This is a genomic window from Longimicrobium sp. (genome assembly GCF_036387355.1).
Classification (GTDB): Bacteria; Gemmatimonadota; Gemmatimonadetes; order Longimicrobiales; family Longimicrobiaceae; genus Longimicrobium.
On sequence record NZ_DASVTX010000044.1, the window covers coordinates 1 to 4,925 of the forward strand.

Sequence of the window (4,925 nt, forward strand, 5' to 3'; positions counted from 1 at the left end):
AACGGCGACGAGTACGACCGCCGGATGCGCCGCGCCCTGCAGTCGCTCATCGAGGCGGACCTGTTTGACGGCGGTGCGTTCAACAAGACGTACAACACGCGCACGGGGCGCATCGCGGGCCGGCCGGGGAGCGAGGCGCGCAACACCGCGCGCGGCTACGGCTGGTCGGTGCTGGACCTGGGACGGCTGATGAGCGCGCTTCGCGTCATCTACGTCAACCAGCCGCAGTACAAGGACCTCATCGACCGCATCGTGGGGCGGCTTGACTACGACCGGCTGATCGTGGACGGGTACCTGCGCGGGGAGGACCTTGCGCCGCGCGGCGACCGCCACCGCCGCTACCAGGAAGGGCGCATTGGCTACGAGCAGTACGCCGCGCAGGGATTCGCCGCCTGGGGCCACGTGGCGCCCAACGCGCTGAACGTGAAGGCCAACGCGCGCCCGGTGCAGGTGCTGGGCGTGCCCGTGCTGGCCGACCGGCGCGGCGGCGACCACCTGACCAGCGAACCGTTCGTGCTGCTGGGGATGGAGGCGGGGTGGAACCCGGAGATCCGCGAGCTGGCGTTGAACGTGTTGAACGCGCAGCAGGAGCGGTGGAAGCAGACGGGGACGGTGACCATGGTGAGCGAGGATGCGCTGAACGGGCCGCCCTACTTTCTGTACTACCACGTGTACGCCGACGGCCGTTCCTTTCCCGTCTCCGCCCCGGCAGGCGCGCCCCGCGGGCCCACGCCGCGCACGGTGAGCGTCAAGGCGGCGTTCGGCTGGCACGCGCTGGCGCCGAGCGACTACACGCGCCTGGCGGTGCAGCGCGTGTCTGGCGCCAGGCTCCCCGCGGGGTGGGGCGCGGGCGTGTTCGAGGAGAGCGGCCGCGTGTCCGGCGCGCCGAACGTGAACACCGCCGCCGTGGTGATGGAGGCCGCTCTGTACCACGTGCGCGGCAAGCCGTTGATGGAGAAGTGAGAAGGCGGTGAATTGCGGGCGTGGGTGGTCGCCGCTGGCCTCCACTGAAACTGCGAAGGTACAGAGGAACAGAGAACTGCCAGAGACGCAGAGGAGCCCCTCTGTTCCTCTGGCTTTTCTCTGTTCCTCTGTACTCCAACGCTGTTTCTTCTCCGTTGGCGGCCCCGATGCCGCTCGGCCGCATCCACTCCTGTCCTTTCCTGATCCGGGGCCGATCCGTTATCTTTCACCGGGTCCCAAGCGACGCAACGAACGCAGGATAAGGGCACCGTGGTTCCCGAAACCGGGCTGGAAATCGACACGTCCATGGCGGCGGTCGGCGCCAAGGTGGCGCGAGGCGAGCGCATCACCGTCAGCGACGCGCACCTTCTCTGGACGCACGCCTCCGACGACGAGCTCAAGCGCCTCGCCGCCCTGGTGCGCGCCCGCTTTCACGATCCCAACCGCGCCACCTACATGGTGATGCGCATCATCAACTACACCAACGTGTGCGTCGCCCAGTGCGACTACTGCGCGTTCTACGTTCTTCCCAACCAGGAAGGCGGGTACGTGCTCACGCGCGAGGACGTGTTCGCCAAGATCGACGAACTGCTGGAGTTGGGCGGCGACCTGGTGGGCTTCAACGGCGGCTTCAACCCCCGCCTGCCGCTGCACTACTACGCCGACCTGTTCGCCGCCGTCCGCGAGCGCTACGGCGACAAGGTGGAGTTCTACGCGCTCACCATCGCCGAGTTCATGTTCCTGGCGGACCGCGCGAACCTCTCGTATGCCGACACGGCCGCGCGCCTGCGGGATGCCGGCGTGCACTGGATCACCGGCGGCGGCTCGGAGATCCTGACGGAGGACTTCCGGAAGCGCCACGCCAAGTTCAAGTACACGGTGCGCGAGTACCTGGAGGCGCAGAAGGCCGTGGTGGACGCCGGGCTGCGGACCACGGCCACCATGGTGATCGGCTTCGACGAGACGATGGACGAGCGGCTGGAGCACCTGGAGCGCACCCGCGCGCTGCAGGACGCCTGCCTGGCGGATGGAAACGACGGCATCTTCTCGTTCCTGAGCTGGACGTACAAGCCGTACGGCACGGCGCTGGGCGGGCGGGAGATCACGCCGCGCGAGTACTGGAGGCACATTGCTCTCTCACGCATTTTTCTGGACAACGTGCGGCACATCCGCACCTCCGTCCTTACGCTCAACGAAGACGCGTTCCGCGCGCTGGAGTACGGCGCGGACGACTTCGATCTCCCGGTGGAGGATGAGGTGACGCAGAAGGCCGGCGCCACCATCGACCGCAACCTGGACCGGCTGCTGGCCGTGCCCCGCGCCATGGGCTTCGAGGTGGAGTACCGCCACGCGGAACGCCCGCCCGCGGTCGCCGCCGCGTGAGCCTGCTGGACGAAGTGCTGGACCTGTTCGGCTGGGCGCCGCCGCCGCGCGTCCAGCCGAAATCGTCTCCGGCCCCGGAACCCCGCCCGGCGGCCCCGCCCGCCGCGCCCGCGTCTCCCGCGCCCGCCGCTCCGCAGCCGGCTCCCGCGCCTGCACGCCCGTCCGCGCGCCCCCCGGCGGTTGCCGGCGGGCGTAGCGTGGCGGAAACGCTGGCGGTGATCACCCGCGTGGCCCCGCAGTTCCAGGCCCTGGTGTTCACCCGCAACCGCCGGGTGATGGCCAGCGTGGCGGAGCGCGGCCGGGCCCTGCGGCTTAACGTGGCCTTTGCCGCCGCGCCCGACGATGTGCTGGTGGCCGTCGGGCGGCTGTTCACGGCCCGGGACGCCCGCACCCGCAACCGCGCACGCGAGGCGGTGCGCCGCTTCATCGCCGGCATCCCGGGGGAGGGCACGCCGGCCCGCGCCCGCGTGCGCCGCGTGGCCCCGGTCGACGCGGCGCACATCGCGCGGCTGCAGGCGGAGTTCGACCGCGTGAACGAGGCGCACTTTGGCGGAGAACTGCCGCGCGTTCCGCTCTACCTCAGCGGGCAGATGCGGCGGCGCAACGGCCACTTCTGCGCGTCGCCGCTGGAAATCGTCATTTCCCGCCGGCTGTGCACGCACGCGGCTCCGGACGAGTCGGAGGCGACCATGCGCCACGAGATGATCCACCTCTGGCAGCACGTGCAGGGCGCCAAGCCGGACCACGGCGGCGAGTTCCGCGCGTGGGCCCGCAGGCTGGACGTGCATCCTCGGGCGACGCGGCCGGTGAAGTGGTTGAAGGGGTAGGGAATAGGGAATAGGGAATAGGGGATTGCGGGAGATCGGGGCGGAGGGGTGGCGGGTTCGGGAGTGGCGGGAATGGATTCAGTGAAAGTGACGTGATGCCGGAGTACAGTCTGGACGAGGATCTGGAGCTTGCCATCCGCGGCGCGCGCGCGGCGGGAGACGCCGTGATGCGCGCCTTTCGCGTGGAGCAGGAGGTGCGCTACAAGTCGCCCGAGCAGCCGGTGACGGACGCCGACCTTGCAGCGGACCGCGCGCTCTATCGCGTGCTGGCGGGCGAGCGGCCGGAGTACGGATGGCTTTCGGAGGAGAGCGCGGACTCGCAGCAGCGGCTTCAGCGGCGACGGGTGTGGGTGGTGGATCCCATCGACGGCACCAACTCGTTCGTGGCGGGGCGGCCGGAGTTCGCCGTCTGCGTGGGGCTGGTGGAGGGCGACCGCGCCGTGGTGGGCGTGGTGCTGAATCCCGCCACGGGGGAGCTGTTCTCCGCCCGTGACGGCGGTGGCGCGTTCCGGGATGGCGAGCGGATCCACGTCTCCGACACGGGGCCGGGTGAGTCGCCGCGCATCGTGGCGTCGCGATGGGAGATGAAGCGCGGCGAGTTCGACGCGTACGCCGAGGGGTGGCGGGTGGAGCCGCTGGGGAGCACGGCGTACAAGATGTGCCGCGTGGCCGAGGGCGGCGCGGAGGCGTTCGTGTCGCGCGGCCCCAAGAGCGAGTGGGACGTCGCCGCAGCCGTCGTGATCGTGCGCGAGGCGGGCGGCAGGGTGACGCGCATCGACGGCGCGGAACCCGTCTTCAACCAGCCCAACCCCGACTGGCGCGGCATCGCCACCTCCAACGGCGCCGTGCACGCCGACCTCCTCCGCATCGCCTCGCAGCCGCTGCCCAGCCGAGAGTAAGCGGCCGGCGAGCCTCCCTGAGCGGATGAATCCGCCGCTCAGGAAGCGGAAAGCCCCGACACGACGCCCACACGCGCCGTTCGGGGCTTCACTGCAATCGGGGTCCGCAACATTGATCGAACCGCAGTCCGCGAAGGCGGACTTCGTGCTTTTCCAGCGGCGAATTCATTCGCTCTGGACAGGCGGGCGCACCATGTTCTGCTCCTGTCCGCCAAAGCATCGGCCACAGTCCGCGAAGGCGGACTTCGCGTCCTTGTTGCCGCGACTTCAGTCGCCCGTATCGGACTGCAGGTGCAGAGTCCCCGAATCCGCCGTGCGGCGCAGGGCGTCTCCGGCCAGACGGTAGACGGTCCAGTCCTCCATGGGCTCCGCACCCAGGCCGCGGTAGAACGCGATGGCGGAGGCGTTCCAGTCCAGCACCCACCACTCCAGCCGCCCGCAGCCGCGCTCCACCGCCAGCCGCGCCAGGTGCCCCAGCAGCGCCCGCCCGATGCCCCGGCCGCGCGCCTCGGGGCGGACGTACAGGTCTTCCAGGTAGATGCCGGGCTGGGCGAGAAAGGTGGAGTAGTTCTGGAAGAAGAGCGCGAATCCGACCGGCGCACCATCCGCCTCGGCGATCACCACCTCCGCCGCCGAGCGAGGCCCGAACAGCGTGGCGCGCAGCCGCTCCTCCGTCGCGACCACCTCGTGCAGCAGGCGTTCGTAATCCGCCAGCTCGCGGATGAACGCAAGGATCAGCGGAACGTCGTCGGGCGCGGCGGGGCGGATGCGAAGGTGCACGGAGGCTGGGCGGTTTGATCGGATCAGGATGCGGATCGTGGCGGGGAATCAACCCGCTCCACGAGGGGCGGCG

General features: G+C 70.2%; 5 protein-coding genes. 4 read left to right on the plus strand and 1 reads right to left on the minus strand.

The genetic code is table 11. From position 1 onward, the window contains the following. From VF665_RS02215 to VF665_RS02230, 4 genes are all read left to right on the plus strand, one after another. On the plus strand, positions 1–963 hold a 963-nt coding region (locus VF665_RS02215; protein ID WP_331051763.1), incomplete at its 5' end, for a DUF3131 domain-containing protein. Positions 964–1,233: 270 nt separating this feature from the next. Further along, complete coding sequence (locus tag VF665_RS02220) at positions 1,234–2,346, plus strand: radical SAM protein (RefSeq protein WP_331051764.1); 1,113 nt, start codon at positions 1,234–1,236, stop codon at positions 2,344–2,346. Next, positions 2,343–3,173, plus strand: a complete 831-nt coding sequence (locus tag VF665_RS02225; RefSeq protein ID WP_331051765.1) for a SprT-like domain-containing protein — start codon at positions 2,343–2,345, stop codon at positions 3,171–3,173. The genes VF665_RS02220 and VF665_RS02225 overlap by 4 nt, the downstream gene beginning before the upstream one ends. 95 nt (positions 3,174–3,268) lie before the next feature. Beyond that, positions 3,269–4,072, plus strand: coding sequence for a 3'(2'),5'-bisphosphate nucleotidase CysQ (locus tag VF665_RS02230; RefSeq protein WP_331051766.1), 804 nt, complete (start codon positions 3,269–3,271; stop codon positions 4,070–4,072). Between the two features lie 267 nt (positions 4,073–4,339). On the opposite strand, the gene VF665_RS02235 is transcribed toward VF665_RS02230, so the two are convergent. Continuing rightward, positions 4,340–4,852: a GNAT family N-acetyltransferase gene (locus tag VF665_RS02235; protein ID WP_331051767.1), complete on the minus strand. Its 513-nt coding sequence runs from the start codon at positions 4,850–4,852 to the stop codon at positions 4,340–4,342. Positions 4,853–4,925: the final 73 nt, after the last annotated feature.